Source organism: Campylobacter sp. IFREMER_LSEM_CL2151, from assembly GCF_025771725.1.
Taxonomy (GTDB): Bacteria; Campylobacterota; Campylobacteria; order Campylobacterales; family Campylobacteraceae; genus Campylobacter_D; species Campylobacter_D lari_C.
Map to the genome: position 1 here is coordinate 19704 of NZ_JAKMQT010000008.1, position 20649 is coordinate 40352.

Sequence of the window (20649 nt, forward strand, 5' to 3'; positions counted from 1 at the left end):
TAATTAATGCTCATTAAAACACAAGTTCTAATTAAAATAACATAAAATTTATAAAAATTAAAATTTTTTTTAAGATTGTTTATTAATTTTTATCGCAACTTTCGCATATCCTTCTTCAAAATCTCCAACTTCATCAAATTGTGGTTTTATTATAAAATCCCCATTTTTGTCTATAAATCCCCATTTTCCATCAATTTCTACTCCAGCAAACTCTTCTTTAAAGAATCTAACATCGTTAAATTTAGGTTTTATTAAAATCTCTCCAAGGCTATTTATAAGTCCCCATTCACCGTTTAGTTTTATTTGAAAAAAGTCCTCGCAAAACCACTCTATATTGTCAAATTGTGGCTCTATTATAAATTTACCATTTTTATCTATAAGTCCCCACTCATAATTTATTTTAACAGCTACAACTTTTTCAGAAAAATTTTTAATATCATCAAATTGTGGCTCTACTATAAAATTACCATTATTCTTATCTACAACTCCCCATTTGCTATCTGAAAGCACAAGCATTGTATCTTTTGTAAAATACCCAATATCATCAAAAAATGGCTCTATTGTGAAATTTCCTTTTTTATCTAAAAAGCCATATTTATGGTTTGTGTAATCCCATTCATATTTAAACCATGATATTCCATCGATAAAATCTCCAACTTCATCAAATTGTGGTTTTATTATAAAATCTCCATTTTTGTTTATAAAACCATATTTATCATTGAATTTTGCAACGGATAATCCATTATGAAAATCTCTAACTTCATCGTATTGCGGTTTTATTATAAAATCTCCATTTTTGTCTATAAATCCCCATTTTGTGTTATTTATTAAATCCAAATATTCCTCAAAATTATTCACAGTAGCCTCGTATTTATGTTGATGATAAGTTTAAAAATATTTTACAATAAAACATTAAATCATAATATCAAAATAAAATTTGCTAAAGATTATAAAATAAAGTAAAATCACAGCAAAAAAAGGAAATAAATGATTAGTGTAGAATTAGTAGAGCATATTTTTAAAGCAGCTTCTATATCAAGGTGGAATGATTATCCTAGAATGACAAATTTAGTCGAGCTTGATAAACAAGCACATAAATTTATCATTGCTTATTTTATTGCTAAAATGGAAAAAGATGTCAATATGCGCTTTATCATAGAAGCTGGGATTTTTGAGTTTTTAAGTAGGGTAGTAGTGACTGATATACGCCCTGATGTGTATCATGAGATAACGCGTGCAAAAAATGAGCAGGTAAGCGCTTGGGTGTTAAGTAAAATCGCACCGATGATTCAAGATATTGAAAATGGTGAGTTTTTAAAACGCTATGAGCTTTTTTTACAAGGTAAAGATTATGCGAAAGAAAGGCTTATTTTAAAAGCTGCTTCATATTTTGCGACAAGGTGGGAGTTTAATATAGTTTATCAAACTAGCTCGTTTTTAAGTGATATTGATGAGATTAAGGCTAAGGTTGAAGAAGAATTAGAAGATTATTATGAATTAATCGGTGCAAGAAAAATAGCTCTTAATCAAAAAATTTCTAAAATAATCGATCTAAGCGGACGCTTGCGTTTTCAAAAAAGATGGGCGCAAACTCCAAGGATTCCTGAAACTGCGGTTTTAGGACATATGCTTGTGGTAGCTATTTTGTCTTATTTTTATTCTTTAGAAGTAAAAGCATGCGATGGTAGAATAGAAAGCAATTTTTATTGTGCTTTGTTTCACGATTTGCCTGAAAGTTTAACTAGAGATATCATCTCTCCGGTAAAATATGGCATAGATGGTTTAAATGAAATCATCAATGAGTATGAAATGAAGCTTATTAATGAGAAAATTTTACCTTTTATACCACTATCTTTTAGAGAAGAATTTAGCTATATACTTGGTATTAGAGAAGGACAAAATGAAGAAAGTGCCTTTGTAAAAAATGAATTTGAAAATCGTATTTTTAATAACAAACCAAGTGTTTATAGTGGTAGTTTAGATGCGGTTAATGAGGATCGTTTTAAGGCTATTGATGGAAAGGCTTTGAAGTATTGTGATAAATTAGCAGCTTTTATAGAAGCAGCTTTATCGATTAGCTATGGAGTAAAGTCTAAAGAGCTTGAAAGTGGTTTTGTGGGAATGTATGAGTATTTTAAAACAAATCCGACTATTAATGGGGTAAATTTCTTTAGAATTTGTGAGGATATTAAAGGGTATTTTAAACTTTAAAAACCCTCTCCCAGATGACTGCGGCACACACTAAGTCTAAGTGCTCTGCTGTGTTCCCACCCTGAAGCGGTGCTTAAAAATAGCATTGCACAGGTCTAAGAGAAGGCAGTTGAAATAATACCTTAAAATATCTTAAAAAACATTGAGGTGAAGTATGTTGAGTATATTTGCAAACTTTTTATCTAAATTTAGAGAATTTTTTGTTCCTAGTCATTTGTCTTTAGAATTTAGAGCAAAATCTTTTGCTGCTATTATCGTGGCAAATAAAAATATAAAAGCAGAAATTTGGCAAGTTTTGGCTGATATTGCAAATGAAGTTTATCCAGATGATAAAAGCAGGCAGGCGATTTTAGTACAAACTTCTAAAGAATATGTAGATAGAGTTTTAAAAAATGAGCTTAGTTTAGATGCTTTACTTAAAAATATTGCTTTACTTTTAAAGAAAAATCCAAGATATGCAAAAAAGATTAATTTCCATAGGCTTGAGCGTTTAATGGATAAAAATGAAGAAGAAGCTTTAGTGCAACTTAGGGTGTATGAGTTTTTTGAGCAAGAAATAAAATATATTTTAGAAAAAAATTCAAAAGAACCATCATGAAAGGCTAAAATTAGCGTTTCATGTTGATTGCTTTTTGTATCATTTGATCAGCTGTTGTGATGCTTTTACTACTTGAATCATAAGCTTTTTGTAAAGTAATTAAATTTGTAAAAGCTACCGATAAATCTACATTGGATTGCTCTAAATAAGAGCCTTTAAAGGTTGCTGTGCTGAAATTTCCATTAGCATCAAGCAAAAAGGTTGGATTGCCACTGTTGCTAGTTTGTCCATAAAGATTTTCTCCTAGCTTTTCTAAGCCTTGTTCGTTTGTAAAATTAAACAAAGCAAGTTTTGCCATAGCTATTTGATCGCCGTTAGTAAAAGTGGCAATGATAGTACCATCTGTGTTAATAGAATAATTATTTAAAAACCCTTCGCCTTTACCATCTGTTTGTGTATGTACTGAAGGTTGTTTGTTTTGTAAGGCATGAAGTCCATCATAACCTGAATTTGGTATATTTGGATCATAATATGAACCAAGATTTATATTAACTCTTGTACCGTTGTTATCTACTGAATTTAAGGTGTTAGAAACTAAAGCTCCAGCTTCATTAAAGGTGATTAAGCCCTCGGTAGTTCCACCTATTTTATTTCCATCATTATCATACACTTGAGCAACAGCTTTGTATTCTAAGTCTGTGCCATTTTGTGGTAAAACTCTATCTAATTTAACTCTTACCCAACTAATAGAACCATCAGGATTGATTAATTTTGCAGAAAGTTCTGAGCTATCAGCTACTTCTTTTTCTACACTTAAATGAGATGATTCTAACTTAGCTGTTTCTAAATCTACTTTATCTAGTTTTTGATTATCAATACTAAAAGCTAAATTCTCATCTAAGGTAGCTTGTAGTGTTTGACTAGCACCTTTTTCATCGGTAATTTTAAAATATATAGTATCACCAGGTTTTAAGCCATAAATTTGCTCATCTTTTACACTACCTGAAATTTTTACACTACCATCTTCATTTTTACTAAATTCAAATTTAGAAGCATCTACATCTACATTTACTGCTTCTGTTTTGGTGCTTGTATCTAAATTGCCACTCCAAGTGATATTTTGCGTCGGTTGAGGTGGCAAATAAAGATTTTTAGGTACAGAAATAGGTCCTTGAGTATTAACTCCACCCATTTGGAAATTCTGTCCAGGTGTTCCACTCCAAGCTGTGGTAACTTTTTGTCCCATAACTTGACCAAACATATTTGAAACTCTATCACTTAGTTGAATTTCTTTTAATGATGGATTCATAGTTCCAAGCACATAATTTCCGTTTGAATCTACTAAAAAGCCATTTGCATCAGGTTTAAAAGCACCATTTCTAGTATAATAAACCCCATTGCCATTGCTTACACCAAAAAAGCCTTTTCCGGCAATAGCCACATCAAATTCATTATCAGTAGAAACTAATGGTCCTTGTTCAAAAATATCATTAGTAGCTCCTGCTACGCTACCATAACCAGTTTGACCTTTATTATAGGATTGCGTTGTTATGGTGCTATAAAATACATCTTTGAAAGCTACATCGGAGTATTTAAAACCGACTGTATTGACATTGCTTATATTATGAGCAGTATTATCTATACCATAACTTTGGGATTTTACTCCATTTACCCCATTATAAAATGCTGTAAACATGATTTTATCCTGTAATTTCTTTAATATCTTCCCATTTAACCCAGCTACCGCCCATACCAACTAGAGCTTCGCCATCTTCAAATTTAACACCGGTAATCGGGTATGCACCATAAGTTGAGTTTACTGTCGTTCCATCTTCGCCTATATAGCTTGCTCTTACATAGTATTTGCCAGATGGTACAGGATTTCCACTATCATCGGTTCTATCCCAAACAATTTGCTTCATACCAGCAGTCATATCTTTAACTTTCATTGTTCTTACAGGATCTCCTGCTTCATTATAAATAGTAAATGTTACAGGTTCACTATCTGATTTATAAGCTGAATCAATCTTAGCTGTTTTGATATCAACGCTTGGAGTATGTCCTATAACCTTAAAGGTTTGATCTTCTCCAACTACTGCTTTAACAGTTTCTTCTTGGCCTTTATCATCAACTAATTTTACATATATAGTTTCTCCAGGCCCTGCTATTTCTTTATCTACCTTACCCGTGATATCTAGTTTATCCTCGCCATTTTTCTTAAGTTCAAAACCTTCAATATCAATATCAGTCTTTTTACCTTTTTGTGGTTCTTGTGGTAAATACATATTAATTTGAAATTGTATATCATCATCTGCCACTACAAGATAATTATCCTTAACCGTTGCAAGTTTTCCAACCGCAGCTAATGCACTCATACCAGTACTTGCTGCAATAGAATTTTGTAATTTAGTCATTGCTACTACAAGCTGAGTCATAGTTTTATTAGTATTATCTTGCATTTCAAGTGCTGAAAGTTGTGCTGTTTGAGTAAGCATTTTTTCAGTATCCATAGGATCAGTTGGATCTTGATGTTGAAGTTCTATCAAAAGAAGCTTTAAAAATGCATCCTTGTCAAGCTCTGCTCCAGGGTTATAAATCAACCCACTATCGCCTTCCCCAGCTCTAGCATTTCCTTTAGCATTTGGCATATCTTTGGTGTTAAGTGCTGCTAAAGGACCTTGAAGAGTTTGTGTATTTATATTTGACATAAAAATCCTTTTTTATATGTTTTTAAAGCTTAAAGCAAAAAATATTCCATACTAAAAATATTTAGCTAAAACCATCTCTAAGCTTGGTTTTTCTTGAATTTCTTTTTCAAAATTCACCTTATCTTCTTTATTGTTGTTATTTTTTTGTTTTTGTGGATTATTTTGCTCTTTTCTTTCTTGGTTGTTAAAATTCATTTCTAAATTTGTAAAGCCCATATTTACAAGAGCATTTTTAAACTCAGCTTGATGTTGTATGAAAAGATTTAAAGTATTTTGATTAGAATTAAAGCTGATGTTTAGATTAGATCCTCTTTGGACTAAAGTTACTTCTACTTCCCCGAGATTGTGCGGGTTTAGAGTTATACTAAAGCGTGTTATAGGCGCTTTATAACTTTCTAGTTTTTCTTTAAATTCTTGAGCAAAATCATTGAAAGTTTCTTTCATAGGAATATTTTGATTTTTTACAAAATTATTAGAAACTCTATTCATTTCTTTCACGTAAGAATTTAAATTTTCCTCGCTATGATCTTTTTCATCTTTTATAACTTCTTTAGTGCTTTTAAAAATATCACTAAAACTGTCTGTGTTTTGAGTATTTTTATCTGTTTTTAATTGTTTTTCTTGAGTGTTTAGTAAATTTTCTAAGTTAATTTTCAAATCTTGATTTTGATTTTGTAAATTTTGGATATTTTTTGTATTTGTTAGTTCGGTTTTTAAATCTTTTGAATTTTCTAAAACAGAACTTATTTTTTTACTAAAGCTATCTTCGCTAGTGGTTAATTTTTCATTTTTTAATATTTCTTTAAAATCTATCTTTTCTTTGTTTTTAATTTCTTTTTTTAAGTTTGGATTTTGAGTTAGATTGATAAGCTCAATATCATTTAGTTTATCATTTTTACTAATATTTTTTATATTTTTTGTGTCTTTGATTTCTTTGCTATCTTGTATTTTTTCTACTAGTTTTTCTTTAAAATCTATGTTTTGAATATTTTCTTTTGCTTTTACATCTTTTTTTGGAAGTTCTATGTTTTTTAAAGCAGAAGAAAGCAAAGAAACACCTTCATTTTCTTTGCTTTTTGCATTTTTGCTTGTATTTGGTTCTTCTTTTAAAAGTTTGGTAATTTTTTGATTGATTAAATCTTGAAAAACATTAGTATTGTTTTGTTTTTGTGGTTCAATTAAGTCTTTATTATTTAAATTTGGTGTTTTAAAAAAACCTTTTTTGTCAAGATTTGGAAAGGCTTCTTTTAAATCTTTAATTTGCTCAAATTTTATATTTTTGATATTTAATCCAAGCTCTTTTACTATATTAAAAAGCTCATTAATATTTTTGATATTTTTAAGCTTGTGTAAGTTTTTTTCAAGAGCTAAAATAGCAGTATTATCTTGGACAAGTTTATTTAATTTTATATCCTTGCTATCGCTTTGTAAAACCTCTAATAAAGAAAGAATTTGCATAAAACTTGCACCTTCAAAAAGCTTTATAGCATCTTTTTCATCTAGTTGAGCTTTATCATCAATGGCTTCTTTTAAGCTCTCGTTTTTATTTTCTTTTTGTGGTGCTTTAAAGTCTTTTGGTAAACTTCCATCTTTTTCGTTTATTGCTTGCAATAAGGAATTTAAAAATTCCTCTCCATCGCTTTGTGAATTAGTACTTTCTTTGCTAGGATTTTCATTTTGTGGAGCGATGCTTAGTAAGTTTAAAGCATCGCCTGCTTGGATATTTGACATTAATTAACCTACTAAAAAATTATTTTTTGCTAAATTTGGAAATAAATTTTGTAATTGTGCTGCACAATCAAGTTTTAAATTTTCATGAGAAAGATTAAAGTTTTTAAATATTACTAACAATTCTTCTATATTTTTAGCATTTAAAACTGCATTTTCATTATGAGCATCATCTAAAATTTCACTTACTTTGCTTGAAAGCTTTGCATAGTTTAGTTCTTTTTCTTCGTTTGAATTTACAACTTCTAAATAATTTAAAAGTTCCATAAAATGCTTACTATTTAAAACTGAAGTTCCTTGTTTTTCTAAGTTAGCGTTAAAGATTTGAGTATTTAGGTTTGACATATTTTTCTCCTTAAAAATAATTCTTATCCAAGACAAAAGCAACAAGTGTTCCAATTTGCTAATCTTAATTTTTAAGCATTTTTTTTATATAATATTAGATTTTAAATTTAAGACTTTGGAGAAAAACTTGGATAATATTAGAAATATAGCCGTTATAGCTCACGTTGATCATGGTAAAACAACAATGGTAGATGAGCTTTTAAAGCAATCAGGAACTTTTAACGAGCGTGAGCAAATAGCAGAGCGCGTAATGGATAGCAACGATATAGAAAAAGAAAGAGGTATTACTATACTTTCTAAAAATACTGCTATTAATTATAAAGGCACCAAAATAAACATCATAGACACTCCAGGCCATGCTGATTTTGGTGGTGAAGTTGAGCGTGTGTTAAAAATGGTTGATGGAGTTTTGCTTTTAGTTGATGCGCAAGAAGGGGTTATGCCTCAAACTAAATTTGTGGTAAAAAAGGCTTTATCTTTAGGGCTTAAACCTATTGTTGTTATTAATAAAATCGACAAACCAGCTGCTGATCCTGAAAGAGTAATCAATGAAATTTTTGATCTTTTCGTGGCTTTAGAGGCAAATGATGAGCAACTTGATTTTGCAGTGGTTTATGCAGCTGCTAAAAATGGTTATGCAAAACTTGCACTTGAAGATGAAAGTACTAATATGGAGCCGTTGTTTAAGACTATACTTGAGCGCGTACCTGCTCCAAGTGGTAGCGATGAAAACCCTTTACAGCTTCAAGTTTTTACTCTAGGTTATGATAATTTCGTTGGTAAAATAGGAATTGCAAGAATTTTTAATGGTAAAGTAAAGAAAAATCAAAATGTAATGCTTGCTAAGGCAGATGGTTCTAAAATCAATGGAAGAATTTCAAAACTTATTGGTTTTATGGGTCTAGAAAAAATGGATATTGAAGAAGCAGGGACAGGCGATATTGTAGCGATTGCAGGTTTTGAAGCTTTAGATGTAGGAGATAGCGTTGTAGATCCAAACAACCCTATGCCACTTGATCCTTTACATATAGAAGAACCAACTTTAAGTATAGTATTTTCAGTAAATGATGGCCCTTTAGCGGGTACTGAAGGCAAGCATGTAACTTCAAATAAAATCGCAGAACGCTTAGAAGCTGAAATGAAAACTAATATTGCTATGAAATATGAAAGCACAGGTGAGGGTAAATTTAAAGTAAGCGGAAGAGGCGAACTTCAAATAACTATCTTGGCTGAAAATATGCGTAGAGAAGGTTTTGAGTTTTGTATGGGAAGACCTGAAGTTATCGTTAAGGTAGAAGATGGGGTTAAAACAGAGCCATTTGAGCATTTAGTGATTGATGTGCCTGATGATTTTACCGGGGTTGTGATTGAAAAACTAGGTAAAAGAAAAGCTGAAATGAAAACTATGACACCAACCGGAGATGGTCAAACAAGACTTGAGTTTGAAATTCCTGCGCGCGGGCTTATAGGATTTAGATCACAATTTTTAACAGATACCAAAGGCGAGGGTGTGATGAACCATAGCTTTTTAGAGTTTCGTCCATTTAGCGGGGCAGTTGAAAAAAGAAATAATGGCGCGTTAATTTCTATGGAAAATGGTGTTGCACTAGGGTATTCTTTATTTAATTTACAAGATAGAGGGGTATTGTTTATCGATCCTCAAACAAAAGTATATACAGGTATGATTATAGGTGAGCATTCACGCCCAAATGATTTAGATGTTAATCCGATTAAAGGTAAAAATTTAACGAATGTTAGAGCAAGTGGAAGTGATGATGCAATTAAGCTTGTACCACCTAGAAAATTAAGCCTTGAAAGAGCATTAGAGTGGATAGAAGAAGATGAGCTTGTAGAGGTTACTCCACAAAATATTAGAGTTAGAAAAAGATATCTTGATCCTACTCAAAGAAAAAGAATGGAAAAGGCTAAGTCTTAATGGATTTTGAAGCCATAAGACAAGCTTTAAACAAAAGACTCAAAGCTTTGCAAATTTTAGCATTTGCTGAAGCTTTGGTTATATTTTTTCTTGCTTTTCAATTTAGTAAAGATGTAATTATAGCTTTGTTTTTTGCTGTTTTAGCAGGAGTTTTGTTTTTTAGAATTTTAGGAAGAAAGCTTATGTGGGGACGCAATGAGCTTGTGTTTAAAATGTGTGAGGAATTTTTAAAACAAAACAATGCTAAATTTGACAAACAAGGTTTTGATCAAAAAGATTTTGAAAAAATTGCTTTTGATTTTTCTTTAAAAACTTATCATTCTCAAAATTCTTTTGTTTTTGATGATTTTATTCTTTATGATGTGAAATTTAAAGATGAATTTGGGAATTTCTTTTGTGGAATTTTGCTTTATAGTAAGAAATTAAAAGAAGATATCAACTCAAATGAAAGTATTTTTGAAAAAGTAAAGGATAAAGAATTTTCTACACAAAGAGTTTTAAAAAAAGATGATTATTTGCTCATAGCAAGTTTGAAAAATCCTTTTTTTGCTGATTTAAAAATTTCAAGCGAGTTAAATTTTAAACTTTTTAGAACTAATTTAGAAAAAATTCAAGCTTTTATACATGATTAAGTTTAGCTTACTTAATCATTTTGTTCTAAATTATTAATTTCTTGTATTTTTAAATTCTCATTTTTTCCCATTAAATTTTGTATGGTTTGGGTTTGCTCTTTAGAGGCATAGCTTATGTCTTTTAAAACTATCCAAGTGATTTTTTGATTACAAGGCTTGTTGAGTTTGTTTTTAAAGATATAAAAAGATTGAAGGTTATTTGGCAATAACTCATTAGCACTTAAGCCTTGAACATAAAGTTTATCGCCTTCTTTTTTAGGAAAAGCACGAATGATTTTTTTAATAAAAGGATTTTCCGTACCTTCTTGTAAAAACAGCACAACTACTACTATATCGCCTTTTTGACTTACATGGCTAAAATGAATTTCTAAAGGATAAGATTTTTTATCAATAGAAATTTTTGATGGACTATGGAAGTGAAAATGAGATAAATTATAAGCTGTATTATCTAGCATGATATGACTTCCATTGCTTGCAAAATGCATTTTTATGGTATAACCATCATTTATTAAGCCAAAAGAATCATTTGAGTAGTTAAATTCTAAAGAATGATTTTTGTTTGTAGCCTTTTTACTGTTTATATTGATAAAATCTTGATTTAAACCACTTTCACAGTAAATCCAGTTTTTATCTAAATTTTTCCATTTGTCTTTGTCTATGAAATTTCCATGTGAGGCATTTTGAGGCATTTGCTCATAGGCAAAAAGCATGCTAGTGGTAAATAAACCAAAAAGTATTTTTTTAAAACTCATAATATTCCTTTTTTAGCATAATTATAAAAAAACATCCCCTATAAAAAGCTTATGTTTAAAAATAATTATATTAAAATTAAATATTTATCTTAAAAATTAGCAAGATTATTCTTTACCATCTTTAATAGGCACAAAAAGGCATTCATCTAAAACTTCTTTGCTAATCTCGCCATCTTTTTTGGTAAATTTAGTAATAAATTGTTGATTTCCTATGAGTAAAGGAGCTACTAAAATTCCATTGTTTTCAAGTTGATCAAATAATACATTTGGAATATGCTCTATATAAGCTGAGAGTAAAATTCTATCATAAGGTGCATAATTTTTCCAACCATTTTGCCCATCATCAAATTTTACATGAATATTAGCATAGTTTAGTTTTTTAAATTTTTCTATAGCGCTAATCGCAAGTTTTTCAATGCGCTCTATGGTAAAAACTCTTCTAATAAGCTTACTTAAAATCGCAGCTTGATACCCGCTACCACAACCTATTTCTAAAACACTATCAGCATCTTTAAAATCAAGCGCCATAGTCATTTTAGCCACGGTTAAAGGCGAGCTTATCCATTGATTGCCCATTAAAGGAAGCGCATCAAGTCTATAAGCATGCATTTTTAAAGGTGAGAAAATTTCTCTTGGAGTAGAACAAAAAGCTTCAAATAATTCTTCATTGATGAAAGTATTTTTGCGAATTTCTTCTGCCATGGTTTGGCATTGTTTTTGTTCAAATATATGAATCAATAAGCACTCCTTGATAAAAAGCGTTATTTTATCTTAAATTTTATTTATCTAGCTTTAAAATCCTTAAGGCGTAAAAACGCCTTAAGATTAATCAAGTGTATAAAGGATGTTTGATCCATCTTGATAAGATAAGATGTGCATTTTGCCATCTTTAAAGAATAAGCTTCTTGCATTAGTTATATTTTCTGGATAAGAAATAGTTTTTACAACTTCTTCTTTATCTAGATCAATTACAGCAATAACATTATGTTTTTTACTTAATGCATAAATTTTACCATCTTTAAATGCCATTGAAGTTATATAAAGATCGCCTAAAGTTTTTCCTTCTTTTAAGTTAGCTTTAGGAGTAAATTCAGCTGAAAGAACTCTATCTGCTAAAGAAATTTTAGAAATTACAAAAGTTTTTGCGTCTTTATTGTTTGGAACAGTTGCTGTGTACATATATTTTCCATCGGTAGTTGTACTTAAGATATGGTGGAATTTAGCTCTAACTGTATCAATTCTACCACGACCCAAATCCTTGCCAGTTCCTTCAAATTTATCTGCACCTTTCATAAAGTGTGCATATTGTAAAGCATCATCTGCGTTAGGATTTTGAGCAAATCTTAAGAAAGATTTATTAGAACCCATTAAGATGTATTTGTTATCTAAATAAGGGATAATTCCTACGATAGGGTTGATTGTAGCTGAAAAATATGGATCTAAAACAAAATCAACTTTAGTGCTAAAATTATTATCTAGGAAAAATACTTCCCATTTTGAACTTGCAACATACTCTCCATTGATATAATCAAGTGTATTGATAGCTTTAGGGAATTCTATTTTGGTTTCGCTAGCTATTTTTAAGCTCTCATCGATATTTGCAAATGGAGCATTACTAATATTATTATCAAATTGAATACCTAGTTTCTCGCTAGCAGGTGCAAAAGCAAAATCAGGTTCTTTTACATCGCGTGCTCCAAGTATAGAGAAACTTTTCCAGCTTTTACTCCAACCTGAATCAGACCAAATGATGTATTTAGGATTTAAACTAAAACGAACTGGATCGCCTTGTCCGCTATATGGGATAGGACCAGTACTTACAAAAGCTTGGAATACATTTGAAGCTACGATAAAAGCAACAATAACCATAGCAGCTAAGTTAAATTTGGTTAGTTTTCTAAAGCTAGCTCCTTCCATTTCTTTTTCAAAAGAACCAAATTTTGGAGCAAAAGCAAAAATAACACCAAGCAATAAAACTACAGCCCAAAATACTACTTCAGCCCAAAAATAAGTATGTAAGCCAAAAATAGGTAAGCCAAAACCTTGATCAAGATCACGATGCGCATGCCAACTAACATGGTTGAATGATTGCCATAAACCAAAAGCAGTTGCGATTAAAAGGAAAGCTAAAAATTTACCTTTCACACCATAGCGCACAATAAATAAAGCCGCTACACCGATGAAAATCATTGATTCTCTTTGACCCCAACAAGAAGTACAAGGGCTATCACCTAGCATATAGCCAAAAATCAAGTTTGCAGTTCCAACAGGCATTAAGATAACTAAAAAGCCTGCTAAACACATTAAAAAATAAAAGAATTTAGTTTTGTTAATATCACACATATTTGCCACCTTATAGATTCATTAGGCCTAAGATTGCGCCTGATTTGCGACCTAAATAGTCAAATACCATAATAGCCCATGAAATTACAAGTATAGAAAAAGCTAGTTTTTCTTTTTCTGGTTTAACTATCATGAGAACTATGGCGATAAAGATTAACAAAAGTTCTAAAAACTCCATAATTACTCCTTATAAATAAAATAAAAACCGCCGATTTTACTATATTAGAATAAATAAAAATAAAATATTAAATTAAAAAAGAGATTTGATTTAAAAAGTATAAAAAAATGAGTAGTTTTGTGACTTAGAAGTCATCAAAACTTAAGCTTCCTTTGGAGTAATTTGTAACTTTGCTTTCAAAGAAATTGCTTTTTTGATCATTAAATTTAGAAAAATCATCCACCCATTTAATAGGATGTTTTGCATTATAAATTTTATCAAGATTAATAGCAATTAGTCTTTGATCAACAAGATAATGAATATATTCTTCTATAATATCATCTGTAAAGCCCATGATTTGATTTTGAGTGATGTATTTACCCCATTTGATTTCAAGTTCGCCTGCTTTTTTAAACATATCATAGATTTTACTTACATTAGTGTCATTAAATAAATCAGGTCTTTCTTTGCGTACAGAATTAATCATATTTTGAAATAATAACAAATGCGTGATCTCATCTCTTTGTATAAAGCGTATCATTTGTGCTGAACCTAGCATTTTTCCTGCACGTGCTAAAGCATAAATAGCAGTAAAACCACTGTAAAAATATACCCCTTCTAAGATTTGATTTGCTACCATTGCAAGCAAAAGTTTATTATCATCCACTTCACCGGCTAATTCTTCATAAATGCTTGAAATGAAATCATTTTTTTCTCTTAAAGTTTCATCATGTTTTTCCATTTCATAAATTAAGTCTGTATTTTCACAGATTGCTTCAACCATTACCGCATAAGATTTTGAATGGTTTGCTTCTTCATAAGCTTGTCTTGCTAAAACTGCATTGATTTCAGGTGCTGTGATGTAAGGATTAATATTATCAGCAAGATTGTTTGTTTGAAAACTATCCATTGAGATAAGTTGAGACCAAACTAAATCATACATTCTTTTTTCTGCTACGGTTAGATTACAGCGATAATCAAGCGCGTCTTTGGTTGTATCTACTTCTTTTGGAAACCAAGTATTTGCCTCCATTAAATCCCAAAGTTTTAAAGCCCAAGTGTATTTTGCTTTAGTAAAATTTAAAATCCCATGAGGATTACCATTAAATACTTTTCTATCATTTAAAGTTTCGTTTGATTTTGGGTTGTAAATTCTTTTTCTATTCATTTTTCTACCTTTGTGACAATAACGCTTTGACTTAAAATATCATGCAAAGCCAAAGTATCTTTTCTTAAAAAACTTACCAAAAAGCCGATTAACAAACCAAAACTTACGATAAAAATCATATAGCGTAAGAGTATTCTAAAAAAATTAAGTTTTTGGCCATTTTTAAGATCAATTAAATATAAATCATAAGCTTTAAGTCCAGGACTTTGAGCTTTTTTTGCTAAAAATAAGGCTTGTAAAAGCCCAAAAAGCAAAGAACATAAAAAAATTATAAGTTGATTGTTTAAAAAGGCTTCTTTAGAGCCAAGTGTAAAATAAAATAAATATAAAACAGGCACATAAAGCAAAAATAGATCAATCAAAAAAGCTTTAAATCTTAAAAAGCGAGTAGCTATTTTTGCTTTAGTTTTCATTAGTTTCCACGACTACCAGGTTTGATAGCTTTGGTGCCTTTTTCACAAAGTGGACAAGCATCTGCTTCATAAATATCAAATTCAAAATTTCCTAGTGCAAAAAGTGGTAAGTTTTCAGGCAATTTTGCATTTTCTTTTCTTGGATTATTTAAATTTTTTACCGCGCAAAAACCACGATTTGCTAAAGCTGCAAAACCTACTACTTCTCCACCTAAACTTTCGATGATTTTTGCACTCTCAAGTGCAGAACCACCTGTTGTAATAATATCTTCACAAACGATAAATTTCTCGCCTTTTTTTACTTCAAAACCACGTCTAAGACTCATCACTCCTTCTACGCGCTCAGTGAAAATAAAGCGTTTATCGCAAGCCCTAGCAAGCTCATAACCTGCTAAAATTCCACCCAAAGCAGGAGAACAAATGCTATCAAATTCAATGTTAAAACTAGCAATAACTTTTGCAAGCTCATCACAAAGATCACCTGCTAGTTTTGGATTTTCTAAAACTTTAGCGCTTTGAAGGTAAAACTCAGAGTGTTTTCCTGAGCTAAGCAAGAAATGTCCTTGTAGGTATGCTCCACAATCTTTATAAATTTGTTCTAAGTTCATTATCAAACCTTTAAAAGTTCTGCTTCTTTATTTTTAACTAATTCATCTACTTTTGCTGTGTAGCTATCAGTTTGTTTTTGAACCTCATCATAAGCTTTTTTAGCTTCATCTTCTGAAATTGCTTTATCTTTTTCTAGTTTTTTAACTGCATCATTTGCGTCTTTTCTAATGTTTCTAATGGCTACTTTAGCTTTCTCTCCCATAGCTTTGGCATTTTTAGCATTTTCTTCTCTTTGTTCTCTTGTCATAGGTGGGAAGAATAATTTTACACTTTCACCATCATTGTTTGGATTTACTCCTATATTTGCTGCGGCTATAGCACTTTCTATAGCTTTTAGCATTGATTTTTCCCAAGGAGTAATGCTAATGGTTGAAGCATCGGTTGCTAAAACTGTTGCTACTTGATTAAGTGGGGTTGCACTACCATAATAATCTACATGAATATGATCAAGTATATTGATATTTACTTTACCAGTTCTTATAGTGGTAAAATCTTTTTTTAAAGCCTCTAAGCTTTTATCCGATTGTTGTTTTTGCTTGGTATAAATTTCATTTAGCATGATTTTTCCTTTTATTTGCTAGTATTGCTTTCGCTAATTGGGGCACTTGGTGCAACTGGAATGTTAGTTGTATTTGTCTCAGGTGCTTTTGGTAAAATTTGTTCTGCTTTTTCAGCAAGTGAGTTAGAGTTAGCATTATTATACATATAGCTAAGGGCAATTGTATTAGCAATAAGTAAAACACCCATTACAAAAGTAAATTTAGCCAAAAATCCCGCAGGACCTTTTGCTCCAAATAAACTTTCATTACTTCCACTATAAGCTCCAAGTCCTATGCTTGAACTTTTTTGTAATAAAACTGCAATACAAATAATCACAACAATTGCAAATTGCAAAATAATTAAAAGAGTAGTCATGAATTTTCCTTATTGAAAATAAAATGAGTATTTTAACTTAAAAAGTTTGATAAAAACTTGAAAGAGGTAAAGAAAATTTGCGAGAAAAAATCTCGCAAATTTTTATCTGCTATTAAAGCTTCTTAAAATATTAAGAAGAGAGATGAAAAGGTTGATAAAATCAAGATAAAGAGCAACTGCGCCTTCGATTGGTGTTTCATAGTTTCCTCTAATGATGTTTTGAGTATCATAAAGGATGTAAAAAGAAAATAAAATCGCACCAATACCAGAAATAGCTAAACTTACAAGTGAGCTTTGGAAAAATAGATTAATTAAAGAAGCCACTACGATAACGATTAAAGCTATAAAAAGCATTTTTCCCATCATAGTAAAATCTCTTTTTGTATTCATAGCAAATACACTTAAAGCACCAAAAGCTACTGTTGTTAAAGCAAAAGCTTGAGCGATAATGCTAGCTCCTGCAGGAAGTGCTAAAACTGAATATAAAAGTGGTGTTAAAGTAAGCCCTGAAACAAAAGTAAAGGCAAAAAGTAAAATTAAATTAAGCGGAGCTTCTCTTTTTTTCCATTGTAATGCAAACAATAAACCAATTTCAACAATAAATAAAATCCAAAAAGTTGCTTGAGATTGTGCAAATAAATGCGCTAGGGCAAAAATTCCTATGTAAGCGCCCGCTGTTGCAGCTAATAATGAAGCAGCAAAAAGCTGATAAGTTTGTTTTATAAAAATGCTTAAATCACTTCTAGCATAACCTTCAAATTCTTGAGTTTTAGAGTTAGAATAATCTCTATCATAAAGACTCATTAAAATCCTCCAATAATTTTTAAAACTAAAATTTACAAAAAAAAGATAAATGAAAGATTAAAACCACATAAAAATACAACAAAAAATAAATTTATAGATTTATTTTAAGTAAAAATAATTTAGTATAATGTTTTATTAAAACCAAAAAAGGACTTTTCTTGAAAGACTTGATCGAAGGTGCTTTAAAATTTATGCAAGAAGATTTTAAAGAGCATGCAGAGCTTTTTGAAAGTTTAAAAAACAAGCAAAATCCTCATACGCTTTTTATAGGTTGTGCTGATTCAAGGGTGATACCAAATTTAATCACTAATACAGGGCCAGGGGAGCTTTTTGTTGTTAGAAATATAGGCAATATAGTCCCACCTTATAGAGTAGGGGATGATTTTTTAGCAACAACTTCAGCTATTGAGTATGCTTTTAATTCTTTACATATAAAAAATATTATAGTTTGTGGTCATAGTAATTGTGGAGGCTGTGCGGCTTTATATGCAAATGAAAATGATTTAAAAAATATGCCTAATGTTAAAAAATGGCTCACCTTACTTGAGCCTATAAAAAATAAGGTTTTAAAAGTTGCAGGTAATGATTTAGCTATGCGTGCTTGGATGACTGAAAAAATGAATTTGGTAAATTCTTTGCAAAATTTATTAACTTATCCAGGTGTTGAAGAGGCTTTAAATAAAAAAGAAATTGAACTCCATGCTTGGTATTACATCATAGAAACGGGTGAAATTTATGAATATGATTTTAATTTTGAAAATTTTGTTTTAATTCAAGAGAGGGTAAAAAAAGTATGAAAAAGATTATTAGTATTGTTTTATTTTTTTTATTTATTAATACCTTACATGCGCAAGAAAAAAATATTTTAGAGGATAAAAATAGCATTTTTGCCCTAGTGCAAAATTATATAGAGCTTAATTTACTTTTGGAAAGCTTTAAAAATAGTGATACAAATAGCACTGAATTTCAAGATAATATTAAAGAAATAGAAAAACAAAAAACCGCGCTTTTAACCACTTTGCCTTTAAAAATGGTATCTCAAAAAATTGATGATAAAGAAGCAAAAGACTTTTTAAAAACTAAAAATGCTTTGCAAAAAAGTGTTGAAAATGCTCAAGCTAAAAAAAGATATTATGATTATGTGGATAATAAAATCAAACTTTTAAATTTAACCTCTGCGGAGCATTTTTATTTATGTATTTTTGAATTAGAAAAAGTTTTTATCGAAGGAGCGCAAAGTCAGACTATAAGAAGTATTATTGATAAAAGTATTGATGTACTTAAAGAAGATATGGTGTTTAATTTTACTTTAGATAAAGAAAAAATTAATGATATTGCTCAGCTTAGAACCTTAGAAATCAATGAAAATAATTTAAGAAATGCTATAAAATCTTATAATGAAATTTTAGTTTATCTAAGAAACAATGCTAGTTTGCTTGAGACTAACTTTTTATTTACAGGTTTAGGCTTGCAAAATGCAATTAATTATATTAACGAACAAACTTCTATTAGTAGTGTAAATGTTGGAAAAATAGTTATTTCTATTGTTGTAATTGTCTTTTTTTATTCTTTGAAATTTTATCTAGCAAAGATTTTATATTTTATACTCATACGCTTGTTTGGAAAAAATTCAGCTAATATGGAGATAAAAACTCATTTTCTAGAAAAACTTCAAGGGCCAGTGGGTTGGTTTTTATTTGCTTATGCTATAGGAATTTGTTTTACTATTTTTTACTATCCTGCACCTGTTGATATAAGAATTAGTAATATTTTATCCATTGCTTATGTTATTTTAACTGCTTGGCTTGTGATAAATATCTTTGATAGTTATGGTATGGTGATTGTTGCAAAGCTTGCTGAAAAAAGTGGCAAACGCGAAGTGGTTAATTTAATCATTAAAATTTTATATTTTATCATTATAGTGATAGCTGTTTTATTTGTTTTAGCGCATTTAGGGTTTAATATTTCAGCATTGATTGCATCTTTAGGTATTGGTGGTTTGGCTGTGGCATTAGCAGCTAAGGATATTATCGCAAATTTCTTTGCTTCTGTGCTTTTGCTTTTTGATAATAGTTTTAATCAAGGCGATTGGGTGGAAATTTCAGGTATAGAAGGAACCATAGTAGAGATTGGACTTAGAAAAACCACCATTAGGACTTTTGATAATTCTTTAGTATTTTTACCAAACTCAACCATCATGGGAACAAATATAAAAAATTGGAGCAAAAGAAAAATAGGACGTCATGTAAAATTATTTATCGGTGTAACTTATGATGCAAGACCTGAGCAACTTGAACAATGCGTAGAAGATATAAGATATTTATTAGCAACTAGTCCTTTGATAGCCCAAGTTGATGATAGTGCGTTAAATCATGGCGGAACGCGTGCTAGATATAGACAAAATTTAGTTTCAGTAAATGACTTAGAAGGGTATAAAAATAGTACTTATGTGGCTGTGAGTGGTTTTGGTGCAAGTTCTATCGATATAGAAGTGTATTTTTATACTAAAGCAGTAGATGCTGCAGGTTTTAGAGAGGCAAGACAAAGTATTTTACTTGAGTTGATGAAAATTGTTGAAAGAAATAAACTTAGCTTTGCTTTTCCTTCACAAAGTCTTTATATAGAAAAAATCAATAAAGAAGACAAAGAAGAGTTATTATCTTAATAAGCTCTTCTTTGATCATCGCATTCAACTATAATTTTTTCAGCGATGATAATACTTCCATTTTTACTACCTTTAATTTTAACAAGACTTCCTTTTTTTAAATCTTGTACATTAGCTTGTTTTTTATTACTTCCAAAAATTCCACAACTATAAATATCAATGCGTGTTTGGGGTAAAACAGTGATGATTAAATTATTGTCAAAACTTGTTTGAATACTCAATGTATTTGCAGTGGTGTTTTTTAAGATACCTTGAACTTTATAAGCAAATGCAAAAGTGCTAATGCAAATTAATATAAGAAAAAAACGCATTAAAATAACTCCTTTTTAGGAGTTATTTTGCTTAATAAGCTCTTTTTTTGCATTCGATTTTGATTTCTTTGGCAGTTATATTTTGAACTTGATTTGGCGTTTGTGGATTTGGTGTTGTTTGAGCATAGCCATGGAAAACTTCAGCTTCTATAAAAGTTCCTACTTTTAAATCTCTAAAAGTACCATATTTATCCATACCAAAAATACCACAATCATCCATATCAATTTCAGTATTTGGTAGAATTTTTACATTCATTTTTTGACCATAAGTGGTGTCAATTAAAATAGTTTTTGCACCATCATTTACATCTACTATCACACCATAAATTCCATCTGCATAAGCAAGACTTGAAAGGCTTAAAGCCGTTAATAATGTAGCGATTTTCTTTTTCATTTTTTCTCCTTTATTTTTTA

At 30.2% G+C, this 20649-nt stretch carries 23 protein-coding genes and 1 other RNA gene; 6 read left to right on the plus strand and 18 right to left on the minus strand.

Annotated elements, in window-relative coordinates; translation table 11 throughout:
- Window positions 1–69: 69 nt before the first annotated feature.
- The gene (locus L8V82_RS06670) at window positions 70–837 is read right to left on the minus strand and encodes a WG repeat-containing protein (RefSeq protein WP_263724434.1); all 768 of its coding nucleotides are present in this window, start codon (window positions 835–837) and stop codon (window positions 70–72) included.
- 150 nt (window positions 838–987) lie between these two features.
- Between L8V82_RS06670 and L8V82_RS06675 the strand changes: the two genes are divergently transcribed.
- Window positions 988–2211 (plus strand): HD domain-containing protein, encoded by a 1224-nt coding sequence (locus L8V82_RS06675; RefSeq protein WP_263724435.1) that lies wholly within the window; start codon window positions 988–990, stop codon window positions 2209–2211.
- A gap of 4 nt (window positions 2212–2215) precedes the next feature.
- Here the strand turns inward: L8V82_RS06675 and ffs are convergent.
- Window positions 2216–2313, minus strand: an RNA gene (gene ffs, locus L8V82_RS06680) — signal recognition particle sRNA small type.
- A 52-nt stretch (window positions 2314–2365) separates the two neighbouring features.
- On the opposite strand from ffs, the gene L8V82_RS06685 reads away from it, so the two are divergent.
- Entirely contained in the window at window positions 2366–2809 is a 444-nt protein-coding gene (locus L8V82_RS06685) for a hypothetical protein (RefSeq protein WP_263675018.1), read from the plus strand.
- Between the two features lie 10 nt (window positions 2810–2819).
- Here L8V82_RS06685 and L8V82_RS06690 read toward each other — a convergent pair whose 3' ends face one another.
- From L8V82_RS06690 to L8V82_RS06710, 4 genes are read right to left on the minus strand one after another with little or no spacing between them, the layout of a single operon-like run.
- Entirely contained in the window at window positions 2820–4445 is a 1626-nt protein-coding gene (locus tag L8V82_RS06690) for a flagellar hook protein FlgE (RefSeq protein WP_263677507.1), read from the minus strand.
- A 4-nt stretch (window positions 4446–4449) separates the two neighbouring features.
- Window positions 4450–5457, minus strand: coding sequence for a flagellar hook capping FlgD N-terminal domain-containing protein (locus tag L8V82_RS07805; protein WP_412175268.1), 1008 nt, complete (start codon window positions 5455–5457; stop codon window positions 4450–4452).
- A 51-nt stretch (window positions 5458–5508) separates the two neighbouring features.
- Entirely contained in the window at window positions 5509–7188 is a 1680-nt protein-coding gene (locus L8V82_RS06705) for a flagellar hook-length control protein FliK (RefSeq protein ID WP_263724436.1), read from the minus strand.
- Between the two features lie 3 nt (window positions 7189–7191).
- A complete protein-coding gene (locus L8V82_RS06710; RefSeq protein WP_039619431.1) occupies window positions 7192–7530 on the minus strand; it encodes a hypothetical protein in 339 nt (112 codons plus the stop codon).
- 127 nt (window positions 7531–7657) lie between these two features.
- On the opposite strand from L8V82_RS06710, the gene typA reads away from it, so the two are divergent.
- Entirely contained in the window at window positions 7658–9466 is a 1809-nt protein-coding gene (gene typA / locus L8V82_RS06715; RefSeq protein WP_220567072.1) for a translational GTPase TypA, read from the plus strand.
- Entirely contained in the window at window positions 9466–10098 is a 633-nt protein-coding gene (locus L8V82_RS06720) for a poly(A) polymerase (RefSeq protein WP_263724437.1), read from the plus strand. The genes typA and L8V82_RS06720 overlap by 1 nt, the downstream gene beginning before the upstream one ends.
- Window positions 10099–10109: 11 nt before the next feature.
- Here L8V82_RS06720 and L8V82_RS06725 read toward each other — a convergent pair whose 3' ends face one another.
- The 10 genes from L8V82_RS06725 to L8V82_RS06770 all read right to left on the minus strand — a co-directional run bounded on the left by L8V82_RS06725 (window position 10110) and on the right by L8V82_RS06770 (window position 17259).
- Complete coding sequence (locus tag L8V82_RS06725) at window positions 10110–10850, minus strand: carbonic anhydrase family protein (protein ID WP_263724438.1); 741 nt, start codon at window positions 10848–10850, stop codon at window positions 10110–10112.
- 105 nt (window positions 10851–10955) lie between these two features.
- Complete coding sequence (locus L8V82_RS06730; RefSeq protein WP_263664091.1) at window positions 10956–11585, minus strand: protein-L-isoaspartate(D-aspartate) O-methyltransferase; 630 nt, start codon at window positions 11583–11585, stop codon at window positions 10956–10958.
- Window positions 11586–11675: 90 nt separating this feature from the next.
- Entirely contained in the window at window positions 11676–13193 is a 1518-nt protein-coding gene (locus tag L8V82_RS06735; RefSeq protein ID WP_263692707.1) for a disulfide bond formation protein B, read from the minus strand.
- A 10-nt stretch (window positions 13194–13203) separates the two neighbouring features.
- Window positions 13204–13371, minus strand: coding sequence for a hypothetical protein (locus L8V82_RS06740; protein ID WP_039619427.1), 168 nt, complete (start codon window positions 13369–13371; stop codon window positions 13204–13206).
- Window positions 13372–13495: 124 nt separating this feature from the next.
- A complete protein-coding gene (locus tag L8V82_RS06745; RefSeq protein ID WP_173786944.1) occupies window positions 13496–14518 on the minus strand; it encodes a ribonucleotide-diphosphate reductase subunit beta in 1023 nt (340 codons plus the stop codon).
- A complete protein-coding gene (locus tag L8V82_RS06750) occupies window positions 14515–14931 on the minus strand; it encodes an RDD family protein (protein ID WP_263724439.1) in 417 nt (138 codons plus the stop codon). Before L8V82_RS06750 ends, L8V82_RS06745 begins: the two co-directional genes overlap by 4 nt.
- Window positions 14931–15539, minus strand: a complete 609-nt coding sequence (gene pyrE / locus L8V82_RS06755) for an orotate phosphoribosyltransferase (RefSeq protein ID WP_263724440.1) — start codon at window positions 15537–15539, stop codon at window positions 14931–14933. The genes L8V82_RS06750 and pyrE overlap by 1 nt, the downstream gene beginning before the upstream one ends.
- 2 nt (window positions 15540–15541) lie before the next feature.
- Window positions 15542–16099 (minus strand): ribosome recycling factor, encoded by a 558-nt coding sequence (gene frr, locus L8V82_RS06760; protein WP_257397221.1) that lies wholly within the window; start codon window positions 16097–16099, stop codon window positions 15542–15544.
- Between the two features lie 11 nt (window positions 16100–16110).
- Window positions 16111–16455 (minus strand): preprotein translocase subunit SecG, encoded by a 345-nt coding sequence (gene secG / locus L8V82_RS06765; RefSeq protein WP_012662194.1) that lies wholly within the window; start codon window positions 16453–16455, stop codon window positions 16111–16113.
- Window positions 16456–16557: 102 nt separating this feature from the next.
- Window positions 16558–17259: a Bax inhibitor-1/YccA family protein gene (locus tag L8V82_RS06770; RefSeq protein WP_039619421.1), complete on the minus strand. Its 702-nt coding sequence runs from the start codon at window positions 17257–17259 to the stop codon at window positions 16558–16560.
- Window positions 17260–17417: 158 nt separating this feature from the next.
- On the opposite strand from L8V82_RS06770, the gene L8V82_RS06775 reads away from it, so the two are divergent.
- Both L8V82_RS06775 and L8V82_RS06780 read left to right on the plus strand, forming a co-directional pair.
- The gene (locus L8V82_RS06775; protein WP_263692703.1) at window positions 17418–18056 is read left to right on the plus strand and encodes a carbonic anhydrase; all 639 of its coding nucleotides are present in this window, start codon (window positions 17418–17420) and stop codon (window positions 18054–18056) included.
- Window positions 18053–19924: a mechanosensitive ion channel family protein gene (locus L8V82_RS06780; RefSeq protein ID WP_263692701.1), complete on the plus strand. Its 1872-nt coding sequence runs from the start codon at window positions 18053–18055 to the stop codon at window positions 19922–19924. Before L8V82_RS06775 ends, L8V82_RS06780 begins: the two co-directional genes overlap by 4 nt.
- Here L8V82_RS06780 and L8V82_RS06785 read toward each other — a convergent pair.
- Complete coding sequence (locus L8V82_RS06785; protein WP_263724441.1) at window positions 19921–20235, minus strand: hypothetical protein; 315 nt, start codon at window positions 20233–20235, stop codon at window positions 19921–19923. The genes L8V82_RS06780 and L8V82_RS06785 overlap by 4 nt on opposite strands.
- A gap of 31 nt (window positions 20236–20266) precedes the next feature.
- On the minus strand, window positions 20267–20629 hold the full coding sequence (locus L8V82_RS06790; RefSeq protein ID WP_263677494.1) for a hypothetical protein: 363 nt from the start codon (window positions 20627–20629) through the stop codon (window positions 20267–20269).
- Between the last annotated feature and the right edge of the window lie 20 nt (window positions 20630–20649).

Coding starts and splice junctions, on each gene's coding strand:
- L8V82_RS06710 (WP_039619431.1), bottom strand. CDS start 7,530: ATGTCAAACCTAAATACTCAAATCTTTAACGCTAACTTAGAAAAACAA.
- L8V82_RS06735 (WP_263692707.1), bottom strand. CDS start 13,193: ATGTGTGATATTAACAAAACTAAATTCTTTTATTTTTTAATGTGTTTA.
- L8V82_RS06770 (WP_039619421.1), bottom strand. CDS start 17,259: ATGAGTCTTTATGATAGAGATTATTCTAACTCTAAAACTCAAGAATTT.
- L8V82_RS06790 (WP_263677494.1), bottom strand. CDS start 20,629: ATGAAAAAGAAAATCGCTACATTATTAACGGCTTTAAGCCTTTCAAGT.
- L8V82_RS06725 (WP_263724438.1), bottom strand. CDS start 10,850: ATGAGTTTTAAAAAAATACTTTTTGGTTTATTTACCACTAGCATGCTT.
- pyrE (WP_263724440.1), bottom strand. CDS start 15,539: ATGAACTTAGAACAAATTTATAAAGATTGTGGAGCATACCTACAAGGA.
- L8V82_RS06720 (WP_263724437.1), top strand. CDS start 9,466: ATGGATTTTGAAGCCATAAGACAAGCTTTAAACAAAAGACTCAAAGCT.
- L8V82_RS06740 (WP_039619427.1), bottom strand. CDS start 13,371: ATGGAGTTTTTAGAACTTTTGTTAATCTTTATCGCCATAGTTCTCATG.
- L8V82_RS06705 (WP_263724436.1), bottom strand. CDS start 7,188: ATGTCAAATATCCAAGCAGGCGATGCTTTAAACTTACTAAGCATCGCT.
- L8V82_RS06785 (WP_263724441.1), bottom strand. CDS start 20,235: ATGCGTTTTTTTCTTATATTAATTTGCATTAGCACTTTTGCATTTGCT.
- L8V82_RS06750 (WP_263724439.1), bottom strand. CDS start 14,931: ATGAAAACTAAAGCAAAAATAGCTACTCGCTTTTTAAGATTTAAAGCT.
- L8V82_RS06780 (WP_263692701.1), top strand. CDS start 18,053: ATGAAAAAGATTATTAGTATTGTTTTATTTTTTTTATTTATTAATACC.
- L8V82_RS06690 (WP_263677507.1), bottom strand. CDS start 4,445: ATGTTTACAGCATTTTATAATGGGGTAAATGGAGTAAAATCCCAAAGT.
- L8V82_RS07805 (WP_412175268.1), bottom strand. CDS start 5,457: ATGTCAAATATAAATACACAAACTCTTCAAGGTCCTTTAGCAGCACTT.
- secG (WP_012662194.1), bottom strand. CDS start 16,455: ATGACTACTCTTTTAATTATTTTGCAATTTGCAATTGTTGTGATTATT.
- L8V82_RS06745 (WP_173786944.1), bottom strand. CDS start 14,518: ATGAATAGAAAAAGAATTTACAACCCAAAATCAAACGAAACTTTAAAT.
- frr (WP_257397221.1), bottom strand. CDS start 16,099: ATGCTAAATGAAATTTATACCAAGCAAAAACAACAATCGGATAAAAGC.
- L8V82_RS06685 (WP_263675018.1), top strand. CDS start 2,366: ATGTTGAGTATATTTGCAAACTTTTTATCTAAATTTAGAGAATTTTTT.
- L8V82_RS06675 (WP_263724435.1), top strand. CDS start 988: ATGATTAGTGTAGAATTAGTAGAGCATATTTTTAAAGCAGCTTCTATA.